The sequence below is a fragment of the Pseudomonas sp. PDM25 genome (assembly GCF_019219045.1).
Classification (GTDB): Bacteria; Pseudomonadota; Gammaproteobacteria; order Pseudomonadales; family Pseudomonadaceae; genus Aquipseudomonas.
In genome coordinates, this window is sequence record NZ_JAHUWL010000019.1 from 95,957 (window position 1) to 114,967 (window position 19,011).

12 protein-coding genes are annotated in these 19,011 nt (G+C 60.2%); 7 read left to right on the forward strand and 5 right to left on the reverse strand.

Annotated features, from left to right (window positions below):
• Window positions 1-13 precede the first annotated feature (13 nt).
• The 5 genes from KW848_RS27355 to cobG all read right to left on the reverse strand — a co-directional run bounded on the left by KW848_RS27355 (window position 14) and on the right by cobG (window position 11,952).
• Window positions 14-7,090 carry a TcdA/TcdB pore-forming domain-containing protein gene (locus KW848_RS27355; protein ID WP_218538650.1) on the reverse strand — a complete coding sequence of 2,359 codons (7,077 nt, stop codon included), beginning with the start codon at window positions 7,088-7,090 and terminating at the stop codon, window positions 14-16.
• Between the two features lie 507 nt (window positions 7,091-7,597).
• Window positions 7,598-9,301 (reverse strand): precorrin-3B C(17)-methyltransferase, encoded by a 1,704-nt coding sequence (gene cobJ / locus KW848_RS27360; protein WP_218538651.1) that lies wholly within the window; start codon window positions 9,299-9,301, stop codon window positions 7,598-7,600.
• The gene (locus KW848_RS27365) at window positions 9,301-10,032 is read right to left on the reverse strand and encodes a precorrin-2 C(20)-methyltransferase (protein WP_111449200.1); all 732 of its coding nucleotides are present in this window, start codon (window positions 10,030-10,032) and stop codon (window positions 9,301-9,303) included. The genes cobJ and KW848_RS27365 overlap by 1 nt, the downstream gene beginning before the upstream one ends.
• Entirely contained in the window at window positions 10,032-10,658 is a 627-nt protein-coding gene (locus KW848_RS27370; RefSeq protein ID WP_111449201.1) for a precorrin-8X methylmutase, read from the reverse strand. The genes KW848_RS27365 and KW848_RS27370 overlap by 1 nt, the downstream gene beginning before the upstream one ends.
• Window positions 10,651-11,952, reverse strand: a complete 1,302-nt coding sequence (gene cobG / locus KW848_RS27375) for a precorrin-3B synthase (RefSeq protein ID WP_305729614.1) — start codon at window positions 11,950-11,952, stop codon at window positions 10,651-10,653. The genes KW848_RS27370 and cobG overlap by 8 nt, the downstream gene beginning before the upstream one ends.
• Before the next feature lie 144 nt (window positions 11,953-12,096).
• Here cobG and cbiE point away from each other — a divergent pair, with 144 nt between their 5' ends.
• The 7 genes from cbiE to KW848_RS27410 all read left to right on the forward strand — a co-directional run bounded on the left by cbiE (window position 12,097) and on the right by KW848_RS27410 (window position 19,007).
• Entirely contained in the window at window positions 12,097-13,308 is a 1,212-nt protein-coding gene (gene cbiE / locus KW848_RS27380; protein ID WP_218538653.1) for a precorrin-6y C5,15-methyltransferase (decarboxylating) subunit CbiE, read from the forward strand.
• Complete coding sequence (locus KW848_RS27385; protein ID WP_218538654.1) at window positions 13,301-14,398, forward strand: cobalt-precorrin-5B (C(1))-methyltransferase; 1,098 nt, start codon at window positions 13,301-13,303, stop codon at window positions 14,396-14,398. Before cbiE ends, KW848_RS27385 begins: the two co-directional genes overlap by 8 nt.
• Complete coding sequence (locus KW848_RS27390; protein ID WP_218538655.1) at window positions 14,395-15,129, forward strand: cobalt-precorrin-6A reductase; 735 nt, start codon at window positions 14,395-14,397, stop codon at window positions 15,127-15,129. Before KW848_RS27385 ends, KW848_RS27390 begins: the two co-directional genes overlap by 4 nt.
• Before the next feature lie 177 nt (window positions 15,130-15,306).
• Window positions 15,307-15,705, forward strand: a complete 399-nt coding sequence (locus KW848_RS27395; RefSeq protein WP_218538656.1) for a DUF2946 domain-containing protein — start codon at window positions 15,307-15,309, stop codon at window positions 15,703-15,705.
• Between the two features lie 48 nt (window positions 15,706-15,753).
• Window positions 15,754-16,233 (forward strand): copper chaperone PCu(A)C, encoded by a 480-nt coding sequence (locus KW848_RS27400; RefSeq protein ID WP_111449207.1) that lies wholly within the window; start codon window positions 15,754-15,756, stop codon window positions 16,231-16,233.
• Between the two features lie 19 nt (window positions 16,234-16,252).
• Window positions 16,253-16,699 (forward strand): DUF2946 domain-containing protein, encoded by a 447-nt coding sequence (locus KW848_RS27405; protein WP_218538657.1) that lies wholly within the window; start codon window positions 16,253-16,255, stop codon window positions 16,697-16,699.
• A gap of 190 nt (window positions 16,700-16,889) precedes the next feature.
• The gene (locus KW848_RS27410; RefSeq protein ID WP_218538658.1) at window positions 16,890-19,007 is read left to right on the forward strand and encodes a TonB-dependent copper receptor; all 2,118 of its coding nucleotides are present in this window, start codon (window positions 16,890-16,892) and stop codon (window positions 19,005-19,007) included.
• The last annotated feature ends 4 nt before the right edge of the window (window positions 19,008-19,011 follow it).

Here is a 19,011-nt window from a genome sequence, read left to right on the forward strand (position 1 = left end):
TGGCTGTCAGAACTCAACCTTCTATCGTTTCAATTATTGCGGTGGGCAAAATGTCTTTGAGTAACACACTGCTCGTGCTGCCATTCCTGGCCAGGGCACTCACCAGTGTTGACACCGCGAAGGACTGATGGCCGCTCATCGTCAGAAATACGTTCCGTTGCAAAACGACATCCGTCGAGAACACGTCGCGAAAGATCAAACTGTGTCCGCTGTCGGCATCCACAATCACCAAGTGCTCATCGACCCGGCTCGCCCACAATTGATCCGCAACCACGATATCCCAGATCAGTTTTCCCGGATCCGAGGGCGAGTGGTCGAGCGAAGGGCGGCAATCGACAATGACCGATTGAAGTTTCAACCACGCCGCCCTGGTAAGCCGACAGGTCGTTGAACCCTCACCCATTTTGAGCACCAGGATGCTGACATCATCGGCAATCAGCGGCAGCAGGTCGCTGCCCGTCTTTGGCCCTTCGACCACCAGTACTTCGGCGTTGCGCTGGACATAGTCGAGCGGCCCGACCCTGTTGTTTTGCGGATAGGTGTGCAAAAAACCATCCATGGAGTCATGCAGCATCACGTTGGTTTGATGCTGGGTGCCGACGAGTGTGAATTGCGCAACGACAGCGGTCTTCGGAATGCGGATCAACCGCCCGGTCCGGACTACGTACCATTGTTGGTAGTCAGGGTCTTCGACGGACAGAAAATCGGCGCATCGATGTTCATTCGCCAGCGCCGCCAACCCCTCGCTCAACTCACCTTCCAGCGCCGCGACCCAATGGCTGTCAACGCCCGTAATCCGTGCCGGTGCGTTGTACTGTAAATCCACCTCCACACCTTCAAGCGTCGTGGCCCTCAGACCAGCGCCTTCTACTGTTACATCGCTAAACGTCCAGCTCGCCCATTCCTGCGTCGCGGCTGGCAATGCCGCAGGCGTTAACAGTTTCGTTCCCTGGGCAAATGCTGTGCTCAAGTGCTCTGGATCGATAAAACCCTGGCGGACAATCTTCCCGGTTGATAAATCGAACAGCCAGGTGGCCTGATTATCTGGAGTAATACTCAGCAACCGTACTTCTTTGCCGTGCCCCATTTCAGCGAGCAGCAACCGACCATCCAGGTACCAGGCGCACAAGGCATCGCCCTTGAAACCGGTCAAACCCAGGATGGCAAAACTCGGCACCTGGTGGTGCAACGCAAGCGTTGCCAGCGCCAACCACCATTGGCTTTTGTCCTTGAGCCAATGCTCGGTCAGCCCGCCAAATCTCAGGTTCCCTTGCGGCGTAATGTCAAAGAACAGACCCGCGTCGGTCAGGACGAGATAGTCCCGCTCAACGGCGACAACATTTTTTAGCCCAAGGGGGGAGATGTTGCTGGACGACCATTGTGCACGACCATCCACCATCAACCTTTGCTGGCACATGAGGCGTTGGTGAAGTTTGTCGTAGGTCACGAACACTTCGCCCTCGGCACCGGCGGGAGCGATGAGCACAAGATCACTCAAGGCCTTGATCGAGTCTGCCCATCCTCGCGCACGGTGACGCCTGGCAGGTGCACGAATAATCAACCCATCACCGCTGCGCACCCAGACCAGATCCCGCAACTCGGCATTGATCTGCCAACAAATCGAAACCAGTGCAGCGGGACGCCAGTTCACCGTATTGGTGGACTCCAGCGGCAGGTGATAGTCGCCCAGTACGTGCTTCCAGTCCGTCAGCGTGTCGGCCTCTAAAAGCGACTGAAGTGCAGGATCCTGACCGCGGGTGATCGAACTGAGCAACACGCTCCGGTCATGGATCACATAGGTCAGTTCATCGCGCTGGCCGTCCTTTCCAGTGAGCCGCTGCACGATCTGAATGCCGCCATTGGCCACGGCCTCAAAGCGGACAATCGCCACGCCAGTTCTGTAAAGCAATCGATAGCGCTGAACCAGCGTCCCGGTGATCGCATTGACCTGCCAGACATAGAAATCATCGGGATGATAGAAGTAAGCCGAACCCTCCAACACTGCGCCCAATACCACCTCGTCGGACAACAGCACCTGCGGATCGCGGATGTACAGAAAACGATCCTGAGCCGAGTCGTAATACGCGACTACAGTCCTGGGTTCGTCCGGCTTTTCATAGGGCACCACAAAGTTGTGAACCGGGGTATAAGGCATGGCCAGGCGATGTTCACTGGCCAATGACTTGAAGTGATCCAGCAACGCTTGCTCCCCAAGCGCCGGATCGGCCACTTCTTCGACCACCTCCATGCGCAGGGCGGCAAGATCCACGCGCAGGATTTTGTTATCCGCAAGCTTGAGCAATACATGGTGAACACCACTGCCACTGAAGGTCACATCCAATGCCCCCGAGACAAGGCGGCCCCCGGCCTCTATCCGGATATCTGCCTCCACCAGCCATGGCATCAGCAGCACCCATTGCATCGCAATCTGACCGGGTGCGGCGAGTTCAAGGCTCACCCCGGGATTGAGCAGCACGGAACATTGAACCCCTGCGCCTTCTACTCGGTAGGACACCAGCCCGTGCCACATTTTCGGTAGCGCAGGCACTGCCAGTGAACGCTCGACATTATCGAGACGAACATTGAATAGCGTTGGCTTGTAGACCGGATTCAGCCGGTTGACCACGTACTCTCCGGGGAATGAATAGAACGAAAACAGAAATTGCCATTGCCCCTGTTCGTTCTTTTTTTCCAGTCGACGCGCCGTGTCGTAACCGCCGGCATGACGAAACGTGACAAACGGCAGCAACTTGTATTCGTAGGCGTACCAGGTCTTGGGGGTGCAGGGCAGAACGATTGTCTGTCCTGCCTGTGGGAAGAAACGCGCCGAGTCCGGCAACCCAAGCCCCTGGCGAATATCGGTGGCGCGGTCGTAATCCACATCGAAATCCGGAACCCCGAAATGGTCCCGAAGCGGGAACAGTTTCGGACTGTCGAAATGGACGGTGGATGCGCGCAAATCCAGATCGGCAAACACCAGCAAGGGATGCGCTATCCAGGCATTCGAGGCCTTGTCCAGGTGATAGCCACCTTCTAAGTGCGCCTTTTCCAGCCCATCAAAAAACAGCGCGACCTCCTTGGCTTCCTCGGCAATGGTGGCAAAACCTTCGGCCAGCGCCGTAATGCCTACCGCCAGCCCGCCAAGAATCACCCCGCCCCCTCCCAGCACCGCAGCCACCGTACCCGCGCCAGCCAATGCCGCCCCCAGACCGGCTACGCCTACCACCGCACTCGCGGAATCAAAGGCCAACTGCGTGCCGAACTGCGCCCTCTCAATGTCATTGGTGGCGTGGCTTAACTGATAAATATCAAACCCGACATTCACCAGCCCCAGCACAGTACCGACGCCTTCATTGGCGATATGCCCCAAGGCCTTTTGCACCAACGGTGCGCTGGTACGGGCGATCAGCTTTTCATCGTTCAGGGCCTGACGCACCAGGTTCACTACGCCGAGCACATCCACGATGTTGCCGTGGGCCAGTTGGGCATAGTTGACGTAGGCATGCAGGCGAATGGCGGTGGTCAGGGCCTTGTCACTACCGCTGACCGCGCCCTCGTGATGTCGCAGCGCATTCATCAGGGCTTGTACGGTGAACCCGGCATTGAGCGTATGAACGCTGCTGGCCTCCGTCGGATCAAGCGGACTGACCGATGCACGCGGGCGAGCGGCCAATGAATGGAAGGTTTCGGAGAGGAATTGTTTAATTCTCAGGAACCGATGATCGCTGGTGGTGACACGCTCGGCGTGCCCGGACTCAGTGTTGACCAGACTGATTGCGTATCCCCCTGTCGGGGTTATCTCCAGTGTCTCGAACAGCGCAACAGAATCCGACGCCAGCCCGTGTTGCTCCTGCAATTGACGTGTCGCCTGCGCGATCTGCCCACCCCACCAGTGCGCGTCCAGTTCCAGCAATGAACTGCCCAGCGCCGCATTGTTGACCAGCGACCGTCCCCGGGCACTGGCCAGCCGTTGTCTTACACGTGGCACCGTTTGCTCAGGCAGCGCGCCTGACTCCGACAGGCTTGAAACCTCAATACCGGAGGCAAGTACCCTACTGTTCAGTTTTTCACCATCGAGCTCGATCAGATCAAAGGTCGGCCGTTGCGCATCGCCAAAGGCTGCGTAATGCATGGCCATTTTTTTGCGCAGGAGAATGTGCGTCAGTGCGTTACTGAACGCCAACGACGTAACCATCTCGAGGATCCCTATATTCGGATCGAAGAGCAGGTAATTGCTGCGCTCGCCTTCAAAGATTTTCGCCACTAGCATCGAGTGGTTATCCGAATTGAGCATTACAGTCGTGCTGGCCGTTTTTTCTTCCAGTAGCGCTACGATCTGAGCCAGATCAGAACGCATCAGTGGCTTGCCTATGTCATTGACAGGCGCGTCACGCAACTCCTCGATCATGCTCACAAACGCCTTTGAGTCCGCGGCCTCAGGCTCGCCGACAGCCAGGTAAAAGCGTTCTCTCAACGTGCTTGCCGCATTGTTGCCTTTGTGGAGCGCTGCGGCCATCGCCAGCGCTAATGGGTAACAGCGTCCGGCAACCCGGTCACCCACGCCTTCGAGCAACAAGTCCTGTGGCAATTCTTTGTAACTACCGTAAGGGAAGCTCTCCAGCACTTCATTGATTCGTTCGCCGACCTTGTGGCGGTACTCGAGTTTCGCCACATGCTGAATTCTGGCGACCGAGCGTCCCCATTCCAGCAGGGTCAGTGGGCGTGCGAGCGCCTGCTTCTTGAGATCGACACTGGTTTCAGACAGGGCCACGGACGGATTGGAAGCCCCCTTCAATCCGGCAAGGAAAGCTGGATGACTTTGCTTGAACAGCTCCTGTTCAATGGCTCCGTAACGGTGGATGACCCCCATGTCCGACATCGAGTTGGCAAGGTTTTCAAGCGTTGCACTGGCGGCATCAAAATGCTTTTTATCCAGTGTATTGACCCCCAACAGCCCCCCCAGCAACAGATATTGCAGCGGGTTTAATTTCATACTGATAAGCGGGTCTTTAGCGGTCTGACTCAGCAGTTCATCCACCGACAGGTTTTGTGTCGCTGCGTCCGCAGGGGGAGTCAGGGGATGGCTTCTGACATCCTGAGCAATGATTGCTTGCCGGTCATCGAAGCTCAGGGACCATGGTTTTTCAAACGTCACGCTGCCGTTGCGGCGCTGACTCATTGCCTTGCGAAATGGCTCACCGAGATCATCGGCCAGTTGCTGCAACAGATCAGTGATCAACACATGACGACCTTCGATCACCGGCCAGCCTTCATCGAAATCAATGCTCTGGTACTTGAGCAGTTGTGCGACATCGCCGACATAGCGGGTTTTGAACTGCCCGGCCTGCCAATGCTGCTGTTCTCTATTCAGCCATTGAGCCAAGTTGCTCTCGTTCTCCATCCAGGAGTGATCCAGCTCTTCCTCGGTCGCCCGGTTGACGGTGGCGATGGCGGGTATGGCGACTTCAGCTCTCGAAGCTTCAGCGCCCCGTGGGGTGAAATGCATCTTCTCGTAATCCGCAAGCCCATTGCGCATCGCCGCAGGTCCGGTCAGATGAATCGTCACGTCACCCAGTGGACGGATACCGTCGCTGTAGTAATCAGAGGCAGCTCTGACCAACCCCCTGCCCGCTGATTCCTCCGCCGGTGATAATTCAAATAAACGCCCGAACCTTTTCTCGACCACTTCATTGGCAACCTCATGGATAGCCTGAAAGTCGTTAAGCGCAATCTTTCTTTCAGTGACTAACCGAATGGTGGCATTCACCACCTCATAGTTCAGCCTGAAACGGTCAAGAATGGTCTTGAGCATCGCTGCCCCGGGATGAGCCATCATGAACGCGTTACTCAACTCACCTTGGTCGACGACGGCACGCAGTCCATCAGGTCGCACCTGACGTTCAACCGGGCGCCGGAAAACACTGGCGAGATCGGGCTTGCTCTTGGCAAAACGCTCCAGCGCCTCACGGTGCTCCTGGGGAATTCGCTCGAAATAGTTTTTGTACTTGCTGCGTATAACCTGCCGCCCCGGCATCCACTCAGGACTGTGGTCAAGTATCAACTGCAAAACACCCAGGCGTGCATTCGGCTCAAACCGACTGATGTCCACCCCACCCAACGATTCCAACAGTGGAGGCAGGTTGTCGACATCGGCATAACTGCCACCGTCGGCCAACAGCGCCTCGACGCGGACAATGTCGGAGGCGGCAGCAAAGTTGCCACGCAAGCGTATTTCTCGCGCGTAGATGTCCTGCAAGTACAACGATGTCGCCTCGGTGGCGAGATCGCGAAGGACAATACCGCCCTCGCCCAACGACAACAGACTCTGACGGTTCTTTTCCCTTAGAGCCTTCAACCGTGCTTCATCTTGGCTATAGGCTCGAACCAACAGATCGATCCTGGCGTTGTCCGCGCTCTCACCGCTCTCTACCGCTTTATTAATGTGCGCAAACATTTGCTGCTTGAGAGCGATGACCCGCTCTTCATACTTGTTGCCTAGTTCAAAAGCGTCACTACTGGCCTGCCCGCCATTAAGCATGGCGTCAGCCTTGGCGGCCTCGACAATAATCCGATTGGTTTCGTAAGCCAGCAATGCATCGCTGTCGTACCAGAGCTTGAGGGTGTAACCCTGCCCAGCCAGGGTCTGTTTCCAGATATTGATGTAGTCGCGCTGGATATCGCCCAAACCGCCGCCGAGCCAGACAAAGTGCAGATTGTCAGGAACGTTGGTTTTGGGCGTTTGCAACTGCTGCGCACCGTTCGACAAACGAGCCTCGAAACCTTCGAGCCGTTCGTAGATGTCTACCATATCGGGGGCAGGGCTCTGGGGAGGAAGCGATTCAGTCGTTCGTCGTTGTCGACTCTCAGGCCCGACCAAAGATGCCAAAGCCTGCTTCAACAGGCCCAGCGGCTCCAGCATCCTGGGCGAATCGAGCAAATCGATGCAGCCAGAGTAATACCTGAGGATGGCGTCATACTCCTCGGTACCTTTGTGCGAAATCAACGCCTGTTCAAGATCTTCAAGATTAAAAAGTTTTGCAAACTTTACATACTCACCGACATACGCAACATCCAAATAACTATTAGACAAGACACTCTCCAGCTTCAATACATGCAATTAAGTTCCGAAAGCCAGCCGCGCAAATACCGCTCAACGACAATGGCAGCTCTTTTGTATTTTTGAACGAGACCAGATCAATACGCGAAGCAATTGCTTCACATGAGACAAAACTAAATCGTAAAAACAGCCACTTCAAACCCGAAGAAATTCAATTAATTTCAACACAATCAAATTTGAAAAAAAATAAAACCTTATATTGCAGACCTAAATAAGCGCACTTAGACAAACAACATCGCGCGAACCATCAGCAAACAGCCGGTATTGTGACTCATGCGCAACGCCGAAGTGTTCGACTGCAAAGAAAGCATTGGATAACGGAAGAAAGCAGCGACAGAAAACAGTATTAATTCTTCGTGGCGAGATTCATAAATCCCACAACGACTGGTGAAATAAACGACGCATCAACGCCAAAGGGAAAGTGCCGACAGCAGACGGGAATGTATGAAGTGAGAAGCGGCCCTCGCGGGGCCGCTGTGTTCAGGAGGCAGGCTTGATGCCATACCACCGCGGCGTATACACCCACTCACCACCCTCGGCACGAGGGAACACGCAAGTGGTAGACGAACCGATCAGCACCATGGTGCGCATATCGACCTGATCAGGGGTCAGTTCGCCGAGCGTTGTGACCCGCAACGTCTGGCCAGGACGGCCAATGTCTCGCCCCAGCACCACCACCGTTTCCGGTGTGCGATGCCGGCCGACGATTTCCAGCGCCTGGCCCAGTTGCCACGGCCGCGCACGGGAGATCGGGTTGTAGAACGCCAGCGCCAGATCGGCTTCGGCGGCCAGGTCCAGGCGCTTCTCGATGATCGCCCAAGGCTTGAGGTTGTCCGACAGCGACATCACGCAGAAGTCATGGCCCAGCGGCGCACCGGCCTGTGCAGCGGTCGCCAGCGAAGCGGAGACTCCCGGCAGGATTTCCAGGTCGACGCTGTGCCAGCTCGGCTCGCTCGACTCATGCAACGCTTCAAGCACCGCCGCCGCCATGGCGAACACACCGGGGTCACCGGATGAAACCACAATCACCGAACGGCCTTGCGCCGCCAGCTCGAAGGCGTGGCGGGCGCGCTGCATCTCTTCGCGGTTGTCAGTGCAATGCAGCACTTGGTCTTCGCGGAACGGTCCGGCCATGCGCACATAGGTTTCGTATCCGAGTACGTCGGTGGCCCTGGCCAGCTCGGCCTTGACCGCTGGCACCATCAGTTCGGCGGCGCCAGGGCCCAGACCGATGACGGCCAAACGACCGCGTGCCCGGCCGATCTGCGCAGCGTCCAGCGGCTCAGTGGCCACCGCGATGGCAATGCCGGTATCCGCTGACACGATGGTCGCGTTCGGCACGGTGTGGCGGGACAACTCGCTAACGCCGCCGCTGACCGACGCAAAACGCAGCGTCACGCCCAGCTCTAGTGCCGCTTCGCGCAGCGCCGAATTGGCCATGTGCAGGTCGCTGGCCAACAGGCACGCCACCGATTGCACGGCGATGTTCGCTTGATGCAGGGTCGCGCGAATGACACCTGACAGATCCGCGACCTCACCGCTCACCGCCACCAACACATTGCGCGGGTAGATCATCAATTCATTGGCCGCAGGCGCACGCTCGGCATGGCCGACATGGATCGACAACTGCGCGTGAGGATCTTGCGGCAACTGCGCCTGCGCCAGCCACGGCGCAGCCCCTTCGACGCGCACGCTTTGGCCGGCGAGCAAATCCGAGACGAAGCGCTTGCCCAGTTCCAGATCGCCGAGGGCATAACCGCTGGGTGGATTGAGCAGGCAGGTGCCAAAGCGCAATTCACCGCTGGTGGTGATCGCTGCAGCCACCTCGAGACCGGCAGCAATCTCGCGCGCCATGACGTTCACGCCACCGAGGCCGCCGAGCAGCGGCACCACGGCGCTGCCGTCTTCAGCCACGGCCAGCACGGGCGGCTCGGCGCCTTTTTCCAGCAGTAGCGGCGCCAGGGTGCGGATCACGATGCCCGCCGCACACAAGGCGATAATCGGCGTGTCCTGCTGATAGAGCTCACGCAAGGTGGCGCCGAATTCGTGATAGACGCGGTCCGCGCCGTCCACCCGTTCAGCCAGACCATGGATCAATGCGCCAGGGTACAGCTGCGCAATCTTGCGCGCAGTCGCGAGGCTGCCATTGCCCAGAATGACAATCGCCGGAACTGGACGGGCCATCAGCCTTGCCACCGTTCGCCGGGCACAATGATCAGCGAGAAGTACGGCGAGGACATCGGCTCGACCTGATCCAGCGGGACGATTTTCTGGTTGGCCATGGTCGCGCGTTCGACGTACAGCGCACGCCCCGCCAGCCCGAGTTCTTCGAGCACCTGACGGACCTTGGGAAAGTTGCGCCCCAGCTTCATGATGACCGCCGCATCGGCATCGGCCAGACGACGCTTGAGATCGTCGGCAGGCAATACGCCCGACAACACCGACAAACTCTGATTGCGATACACCAGCGGCGCGCCCAGTACCGAGGCACCGCCAAGCATTGAGCAAACACCCGGCACGACTTCGGCTTCATAGCGCTCGGCCAGTCGATCGTGCAGGTACATGTAGGAGCCGTAGAAGAACGGATCGCCTTCGCAGATCACCGCCACGTCACGGCCAGCGTCCAGGTGCGCGGCGAGTTCTTCGCCGGCCGCATCGTAGAAATCGCTGATCACTTGTTCATACGACAGCGGCGCCGGAAGCGCTTCGGTGGTCACCGGATACACCAGCGGCAGCAGCGTTTGCGCGTCCTGCAAATGCGCCTCGATGATGCCGAAAGCATTGCCCTTTTTGCCCTTGGCGACGAAGTACGCCACCACCGGCGATTCGCGCAGCAGGCGCAGGGCTTTGACGGTAATCAGTTCCGGATCACCGGGGCCGACGCCCAGGCCAATCAAACGTCCAGGTTGCTGCATCATTCGATCTCCGTGGCGAGGGCATTGACGGCGGCGGCGGCCATGGCGCTACCGCCCAGCCGGCCTTGCATGATGACGAAAGGCACGCCACGGCTGTCCGCCGCGAGCGCTGCCTTGGATTCGGCGGCGCCAACGAAGCCCACCGGGAAGCCGAGGATCAGCGCCGGTTTCGGTGCGCCGGCGTCGAGCATTTCCAGCAGATAAAACAGTGCGGTGGGCGCGTTGCCGATCACCACCACGCTGCCTTCAAGGTGCGGGCGCCATAGCTCCAGCGCGGCGGCGGAGCGGGTGTTGCCCAGCTCACGGGCAAGCTCCGGAACGCTGTCATCACGCAGGGTGCAGATGACTTGGTTGTTCGCAGGCAAACGCGTGCGGGTCACGCCTTCGCTGACCATCCGCGCATCGCACAGGATCGGTGCACCGGCGGCCAGCGCATCACGCCCGGCCTTGCCCGCGCCTTCGGAAAATTGCAGGCCGTCGATGGCGTCGACCATGCCGCAGGCGTGGATCACACGGACCGCGAGTTTCTCCAGATCGGGCGGAATACGCGCAAGGTTGGCCTCGGCACGAATGATCGCGAAGGAGTTGCGATAGATCTCCTGACCGTCGCGGATGTAATCAAGCATCAAGGGGGCTCCGTGAGCGGGCGTCGAGCAAGGCTGCGACCGCTTCAATAGTAAGGTTGCGTGCGTGCAGCGCGCCGAAACCCGGCTGCGCTGCATCGCGAAAATAGAGGTCGTAGTGACCGGGGGCGACGGCCAGTAACGTGACCGGCACCCGATGGGCGGCGGCGCAGGAACGCGGGCAGCCAGACAAATGCACCGTTTGATCGTGACGTCGCAACAGCGCCGCCAATTGCAAGGCGTCGCTCTTGGTATCGGTCAGGCCTTTGCCGCAGCCAGCGGAACCCGTGCAGGCGATCAACCGTGACAAGGGCTGACCGGCCTTGCACAGCAGGCCCAGTTGCTCCAGACGCCCAATGACTTCGGGCGCCCGTTCTTTTCGAACATTGGGCAGCAACAGACTTTGCCATGGGGTGAAACGCAGGCTCGCGTCGCCGAACTCGCGCGCCAGTTGTGCCGCGCCTCTGAGCATGACGGGATCGAGCCGCCCCAAAGGAGGTACGGCACCGATATAGACATATTCGGTTCCAGCCTGCGGATGAACGCCAATGTGCAGAGCATCCGGGCTCAATGAACGCCGCCAATCGGTGATCGACTTCAAGGACACTCGTTCGGCCAAACGAGCAAGAAACGCTGCGAACGGGTATTCGGCCAGCAAATGACGCATCCGCGTTTGATCAGGACGCGCCAGTTCAAGAAACAACTCCAGCACCGCAACGACCAGTGCATGCCCCTGCTCAAGTGGCACCGCGCCTGCGGGCCTGTCCGTGGGGCAACCCGCGAAACCGAACACCAGCAACCACTCGCCACCTCGCTCAACCGCAGACAACCACAGATCATGCGGGTGTTCGAGCATCGCCAACGCTTCGCCGCCATCGAGTTGCACCGCAAACTTGGCGCTGAGTTCGTGGAAACGTTCGTGGCTTTGCAGGGTGGCGAGGATCTGTTCCGCCAGCGCACGCGTATCAAAGAGCATGCGCCGATCAATCCCGGCGCTCGGGCTGAGCATCAGATTGCGTACATCGTCGCCCGCCGCGGTACGCGGCCCCAATCCAGCGGCGAGCAGGCTGTCGATCAGTGCTGTCTGTTCGCTGCCGATCCCGCGAATCTGCAGATTGGCCCGATTGGTCGCCTCGATCACGCCCCCCGCAAACTGTTCAGCCGCGCGGGCCACCGCTTCAGCCTGGGCTGCGCTGATCGAGCCGCCGTTCAATTTGATCCGACAGATGCCGCCATCCAGCGCCGGGACGATACGCAGCAACCCCGGGCAAGCCGAGGGGCGTAAAGCGGTGGACATCGGGCGTTCGTTCAAGGGGGCGACCGGCTGTGTGGGAAAGGCGCTTCGCGGGCGAAGGCGCGGTATTATGCCTGCTTTGTTCGACGGCATGAAAAGCCTGCCCGTCGGAACAGTCCGTTTGAGGACTATATTTGAGGGCTATAGATGTCACCGTGGCTGACAGTAGTAGGAATCGGCGAAGACGGCTTCAAGGGCCTGGGCAAAAACGCCCGGCACGCTCTGCTGCGCGCTTCGCGGATCATTGGCGGTCAGCGACAACTGGATTTGCTGCCGGTGTGCATCCGTGGCGAGCGCCAGTTGTGGCCCAGCCCTTTCTGCCTTGAGCCGGTTTTGGCGCTGCGCGGCGAACCGGTCTGTGTGCTGGCCAGCGGTGATCCGATGTTCTTTGGCGTGGGCGCAAGCCTGGCCCGGCATCTGTCCCGTGATGAAATGCTGATACTGCCGGCGCCCTCCTCCTGCTCGCTGGCGGCGGCGCGAATGGGATGGCCGCTGCAGGATGTGGTCACGCTCTCGGTGGTGGCTCGCCCCATCGCCGCACTCAATGCGCAGTTGTTCAGCGGTGTTCGCTTGCTGGTGTTGAGCAACGACGGCCAGAGCCCGGCGGTCATCGCGGCGCTGCTGCGTGAGCGTGGTTTCGGGCCGAGTCGCCTCACCGTGCTGGAACATCTGGGCGGCGAAGCCGAACGACGCATCGAGGGTGTCGCCAATGACTGGAACAACCCTGTGATCGCCGACCTGAACCTGATCGCCATCGAATGCATCGCCGAACCGAACACGCCGCGCCTGTCCCGACTGGCCGGCCTGTCGGATTCCGCTTTCAAGCACGACGGCCAACTGACCAAGCGCGATGTGCGCGCCATGACCCTCGCGCGCCTCGCTCCGGTTCCCGGCGAACTGCTGTGGGACGTCGGCGCCGGCAGTGGTTCGATCGGCATCGAGTGGATGCGCGCTCATCCGAGCTGCCGGGCGCTGGCCGTCGAAGCGGATGAAGGTCGGCAGTTGTTGATCGAACACAACCGCGATGCCTTGGGCGTGCCCGGTCTGCAACTGATTCGCGGCAGTGCACCGCAAGCCTTGACCGGGCTGGAACGCCCGGACGCAATTTTCATCGGCGGCGGCGTCACCCGCGAAGGCGTGCTCGACACTTGCTGGGCGCAACTCAAACCCGGCGGCCGGTTGATCGCCAACGCAGTCACCCTGCAAAGCGAAGTGACCCTGATGGCCTGGCGCGAACGGCATGGCGGTGAACTGACCCGCATCCACGTCGCTCAGGCGCAACCCTTGGGCGAGTTCGACACCTGGCGTCAGGCGCTGCCGATTACCTTGCTGGACGTGACGAAACCCCTCGATGCGTGACGAAACCGCCGAACAACCCGCCCCGCTACGCAGCGGCCTGACCACCGGCAGCTGCGCCACCGCCACCAGCCTCGCAGCGGCACGTCTGTTGCTCAGTGGCGTGGAAGCAGACGCCGTCGAAATCATTCTGCCCAAGGGCAAACAGGTGCAGATGCGTCTGGAGTTCTGTCGTCTGATCGACAACGGCGCCGAAGCCGGAACGATCAAGGACGCCGGCGACGACCCCGACGTGACTCACGGCGCCCTGCTGTTTTCCCAGGTGCGCCTGCACAGCGAGCCAGGCATCCGCTTCAGCGCCGGCCGGGGCGTGGGCACCGTCACCCGGCCGGGGCTGGTGCTGGGCGTCGGCGAACCCGCGATCAACCCGGTGCCGCGCAAGATGATTACCGACCACCTGACGCTGCTGGCCGAAGAGCTTGATTACCGGGGTGGTTTCGAGGTCACGGTGAATGTCGAGGACGGCGAAGCCCTGGCACTGAAAACCATGAACCCGCGCCTGGGGATTCTCGGCGGTTTGTCGATCCTCGGCACCAGCGGCATCGTCCGGCCGTTTTCCTGCGCGGCCTACATCGCCTCGATCCATCAGGGCATCGACGTCGCCAAAACCAACGGCTACCTGCACATCGCCGCGTGCACCGGCAACGCCAGCGAAGACACCATGCGCCGGGTCTACGACTTGCCGGAAATCGCCCTGATCGAAATGGGCGATTTCGTCGGTGCGGTGCTCAAACATCTGCGCAAAGTGCCTGTGGATAAACTCAGCCTCTGCGGCGGCTTCGGCAAGATCAGCAAACTGGCGGCCGGGCACATGGATTTGCACAGTCGGCATTCGAGCATCGACCTGCCGCAATTGGCCGAGTGGGCGGCGGCGATTGGCGCCGATAAGGCGTTGCAGCAAGGGATTCGCGAGGCCAACACCAGCCAGCAAGCCTTGGCAATGGCCAGCGCTGCCGGGATCGCCCTGGGTGATGCGGTGTGTCAGCACGCGCTGGACTTTGCCCGCAGCGTGGTGCCGACGCAGGTTCAGGTCGAAGTGTTCGCCATCGATCGCCAGGGCGGGATTGTTGGCCATGCGGGAGCTTTTCAATGAAGCGCGTGTTGTTGCTGGGTGGCGTGACGGAAGCCTTGGCCATCGCCCGGACCCTCGGGCCGGAACACATCTATAGCCTGGCCGGCGTGGGGCGTGTGCCGACAGATCTTGACTGTCAGGTTCGCGTTGGCGGCTACGGCGGTGCCGAAGGGCTGGCGCAGTTCATTCGGGATGAAGGGATCGACCTGCTGCTGGACGCCACCCATCCCTACGCCGCACAAATCAGCCAGAACGCCGCTACCGCTGCGCGGTTGAGCGGTATTGCCTGCTGGGCCCTGCGGCGCCCGGCCTGGCAACCACAGACCGGCGATGACTGGCGAGATGTCAGCGACTGGGCCGGGTTGATCGAGGCCCTCAAACCTTTCCGCAGACCGTTGTTCACCCTCGGTCGCGAACCCTTGCAGCATCTGCATGAAATCCCGCCAGAGCAATTCTGGACCTTGCGCGCACTGGACGTTTACCCGAGCAATGAACGCTGCGAAGTGATCGGCGCGCGTGGGCCGTTTCTGATCGAAGATGAACGTGCGCTGTTTGAACGTCGGCAGATTGATGTACTGATCAGCAAGAACAGCGGCAGCACCGCGACCGAGCCGAAGCTGGAAGTGGCACGGGAGCGTGGGGTGCCGGTGATTGTTTTGCAGCGGCCAGTGTTGCCGGGGGTTGATCGGGAGTTTGGGTCGGTGAATGACGTGTTGGCAGCCCTGGCGAAGCACAATCTAACGGACGAATAAATCATTGTGGAGAGGGGGCTTGTCGGCTAGCCTCAATTCATCCGGCATTTCCAATCGATACCGCTACACTCGCTTGAAAGTCTGCTGCGACACCACACCGCACGCCGCTTTTTTACTTATCGGCCCTGATCAGGCTAAATAGCCGCGCCTGATCCCCCACCCAACCGGATTTGTCCCATGTCCCGACAACGGCTCGCATTTGCCTGGATCGCCTGCTTCGCAGTGCTGTTCAACATGCTCGCCATGCCGATGACGGGAGCGATGGCGCAGACGGCGAAATCGCCTGCCGAGCAGGTGTTGTTGGGCAGTTTCTGTTCGTCCAGCGGCACAAAAATGGTGGCGATTTCCCTGGGCGATATCGAACAGAAAGCCCCGCAGAGTGACGATCACTCCAACATGCAACATTGCTGGTGCTGTTCAGGTTCCGCGCCACTGGTGGCGCTGCCGGGGCATGAGCCCCAACTGTACTTTGCTCAGTTCGAGGCTAATCGAAGCCTGCCTGACGCCTCTCTCGATACACCGACACCGCGCCAGCAATGGCCGAGCCTCAACCCCCGCGCTTCCCCTCTGGTGTGATTCCTTCTCGCAATTGACCTGCGTTTTGAATCGTTCTGGAGAACTGCCATGTTGAACAAACTCATCGTTCTGGCTGTGTTGCTGCTGCCTGCCTGTTTTGCCAATGCTCACGAATACAAGGCCGGGGAGCTGGAAATTGCTCATCCGTGGTCGCAGGAGTTGCCGCCCAACGCGCCGACCGTTGCTGCGTATTTCGTGATTCACAACGGTGGCAAAACCGCTGACCGCTTGCTCAGTGTCGACTCGCCCATTGCAGGCGAAGCTCAGTTACACGAGCACGTCATGCAAAACGATCTGATGAAAATGCAGCAGGTGCCGAGCGTCGACATTCCTGCCGGTGGCAACGTCACCTTTGCGCCGATGGCCTACCACGTGATGCTGGTAAACCTGAAAGACCGCAGCCTGCTGAGCGATGGCAAACGCTTCCCGTTGACGATGCATTTCGAGAAGTCCGGCGATGTGACGGTCGAAGTCTCGGTGCAGAAGAAGCCACCGGAAGACATGCAGACGCACGCCCACGCCCAGTAAGCGACTGAGCAAAACGCCCATGCGCCCGCTTAGCGCCAGGTCATCCGCACACCGTCGTCAGCCGTTAAGCCTGACGCGCGGCAGCTGGATCAGCCTGTTCGCCATGTTGATGATCTTTATCGGCCCGCTGATTTCTCAGTCGATGCCGATGGATCAACGCGCCTCGATGTCCATGAACATGTCGATGGACATGAGCATGGACATGTCGGCGATGGAGCACGCCGACCACGGCGCGCAACCCGCTGCCGAGCACTGCCCGCCCAAGGCCGAACACCACGCGCTCTGGGAAAAATGTGGCTATTGCAGCCTGCTGTTCAATTGCCCGGCGCTGACCGGCGGCCAGTCCTTCGTCGCATTCGGCACGCCAAAAGCCACTACCTTCACCTCACCTTCCCCTCGCCTGGGCCACGCCCGGCAAACCTTCTTCCCCGGCGCCCGCACCCGCGCCCCGCCCCTCGCCGCGTAAACACCCACCTCCGATCTCACACGGTTCGAAGACAGCCACAGCAACCAGTGGGAGCGGGCTTGCTCGCGAAGAGGGACTGTCAGTCAACATTCATGTCGTCTGACACACCGCTTTCGCGAGCAGACTCGCCCCCACAAGGAATGCGCAGGCTGCCGGCCGTGTCGTTTACGACTGTTCGATGGAAATTGTCATGTCCAGGTTTTCTGCTGACACACGCTTGAGCGCTGCCCAAGCTTCTTTTGCCCCGAACGAATCCAGTATTCGTTTCAGGCACGCCACCGCCATCCTTTGCGGTGCACTGCTGACCCCCATGGTGCTGGCCGATGAACACGCCGGTCACCGTGAAGAACTGAGCCCGACGGTGATCACCGCCATCGCGCCGAGTTCGCCCCTGACCATCGTCACCAACCCCAAGGATCCGCGCCAACCGGTGCCGGCCAGCGACGGTGGCGACTACCTGAAAACCATCCCCGGCTTCGCCCTGGTGCGCAATGGCGGCACCAACGGCGACCCGGTGCTGCGCGGCATGTTCGGCTCGCGGCTGAACATCCTCACCAACGGCGGCCAGTTGCTCGGCGCCTGCCCCGGCCGAATGGATGCACCGACCTCATACATCTCGCCGGAAACCTACGACAAACTCACCGTGATCAAAGGCCCGCAAACTGTGCTCTGGGGACCAGGCGCGTCGGCCGGGACCATCCTCTTCGACCGCGAGCCGGAAAGCTTCGGCGAACTCGGCACGCGAGTGAACGCCAGCGTGCTGGCGGGCTCCAACGGCCGTTTCGACAAAGTGGTGGACGCGGCTGCCGGCGGGCCATTGGGTTACGTGCGAGTGATCGGCAACACCGCGCAGGCCGACGACTACCGGGACGGTAACAACGACACCGTGCCGTCGCGCTATGACAAATGGAATGGCGACGTCGCAGTGGGCTGGACCCCGGACGCCGACACCCTGCTGGAACTCACCGCCGGCAAGGGCGATGGCGAAGCGCGTTACGCCGGTCGCGGCATGGACGGCTCGCAGTTCAAGCGCGAAAGCCTGGGCCTGCGTTTCGAGCAGTCGAACATCGGCGACGTGCTGGACAAGGTCGAGGCGCAGGTTTACTACAACTACGCCGACCACGTGATGGACAACTACACCCTGCGCACGCCGTCCGGCACCGGCATGATGGCCGGTCCCATGGCCTCCAACGTCGACCGTCGAACCCTCGGCGCACGGATCAAAGCCACGTGGCGCTGGGCCGACGTGCAATTGATCAGCGGCATCGATGCGCAGACCAGCGAACATCGCCAGCGCAGCGCCATGGGCATTGACGTCTACAAGGACTTGCCGCGCAACAAGGATGCCGACTTCCACAACTACGGCGTGTTCAGCGAATTGACCTGGTACGCCGCCGACCGTGACCGGCTGATTACCGGCGCGCGCCTGGACCGTGCCTCGGCCAAGGATTTGCGGCAGACCACTGGCTCGGGAATGATGGCGCGCCCCAACCCAACCGCCGACGACACCCGTGCCGACACACTGCCAAGCGGCTTCGTCCGTTACGAGCATGACCTGGCCGACAGCCCGACCACGCTGTATGCCGGCCTCGGTCACACCCAGCGTTTCCCGGATTACTGGGAGCTGTTTTCACCCAAATCCGGCCCCGCCGGCTCGGTGAATGCCTTCGATTCGATCAAGCCTGAAAAAACCACCCAGCTCGACTTCGGCCTGCAATACAAGACCGAAGACCTCGAAGCCTGGGCCTCGGGTTACGTCGGACAGGTGCGCGACTACATCCTGTTCAACTACACGCCAACAATGATGGGCACGACCTCGCAAGCACAGAACATCGACGCGCGGATCATGGGCGGCGAATTGGGTGCGGCCTACAAGCTGACCAGTAACTGGAAAGCCGATGCGACCCTGGCCTACGCCTGGGGCAAGAACAGCAGCGACGGTAACGCACTGCCGCAAATGCCGCCGCTGGACGCACGTTTCGGCCTGACCTACAGCGAAGACAACTGGAGCGCCGGGGCCTTGTGGCGGGTGGTTGCGGCGCAAAACCGCATCGACCAGAACAAGGGCAACGTGGTCGGCAAGGACTTCGACAAGACCTCGGGGTTTGGCGTGTTCTCGCTCAATGGCGCGTACCGGATCAACCAAAACTGGAAGGTCAGCACCGGCGTCGACAACCTGTTCGGCAAGGCGTACGCCGAGCACTTGAACCTGGCCGGCAACGCCGGTTTCGGCTACCCGGCCAATGACCCGCAAGCCATTAAAGAACCGGGGCGCACGCTCTGGACCAAGGTGGACATGAGCTTCTAAAGCA

What these genes read in the sequence shown, in the direction of transcription:
- cobG (WP_305729614.1), bottom strand. Translation starts at nt 11,952, where the DNA reads ATGTCCACCGCTTTACGCCCCTCGGCTTGCCCGGGGTTGCTGCGTATC.
- KW848_RS27365 (WP_111449200.1), bottom strand. Translation starts at nt 10,032, where the DNA reads ATGCAGCAACCTGGACGTTTGATTGGCCTGGGCGTCGGCCCCGGTGAT.
- KW848_RS27385 (WP_218538654.1), top strand. Translation starts at nt 13,301, where the DNA reads ATGCGTGACGAAACCGCCGAACAACCCGCCCCGCTACGCAGCGGCCTG.
- KW848_RS27395 (WP_218538656.1), top strand. Translation starts at nt 15,307, where the DNA reads ATGTCCCGACAACGGCTCGCATTTGCCTGGATCGCCTGCTTCGCAGTG.
- cbiE (WP_218538653.1), top strand. Translation starts at nt 12,097, where the DNA reads ATGTCACCGTGGCTGACAGTAGTAGGAATCGGCGAAGACGGCTTCAAG.
- KW848_RS27390 (WP_218538655.1), top strand. Translation starts at nt 14,395, where the DNA reads ATGAAGCGCGTGTTGTTGCTGGGTGGCGTGACGGAAGCCTTGGCCATC.
- KW848_RS27400 (WP_111449207.1), top strand. Translation starts at nt 15,754, where the DNA reads ATGTTGAACAAACTCATCGTTCTGGCTGTGTTGCTGCTGCCTGCCTGT.
- KW848_RS27370 (WP_111449201.1), bottom strand. Translation starts at nt 10,658, where the DNA reads ATGCTTGATTACATCCGCGACGGTCAGGAGATCTATCGCAACTCCTTC.
- KW848_RS27410 (WP_218538658.1), top strand. Translation starts at nt 16,890, where the DNA reads ATGTCCAGGTTTTCTGCTGACACACGCTTGAGCGCTGCCCAAGCTTCT.
- cobJ (WP_218538651.1), bottom strand. Translation starts at nt 9,301, where the DNA reads ATGGCCCGTCCAGTTCCGGCGATTGTCATTCTGGGCAATGGCAGCCTC.
- KW848_RS27405 (WP_218538657.1), top strand. Translation starts at nt 16,253, where the DNA reads ATGCGCCCGCTTAGCGCCAGGTCATCCGCACACCGTCGTCAGCCGTTA.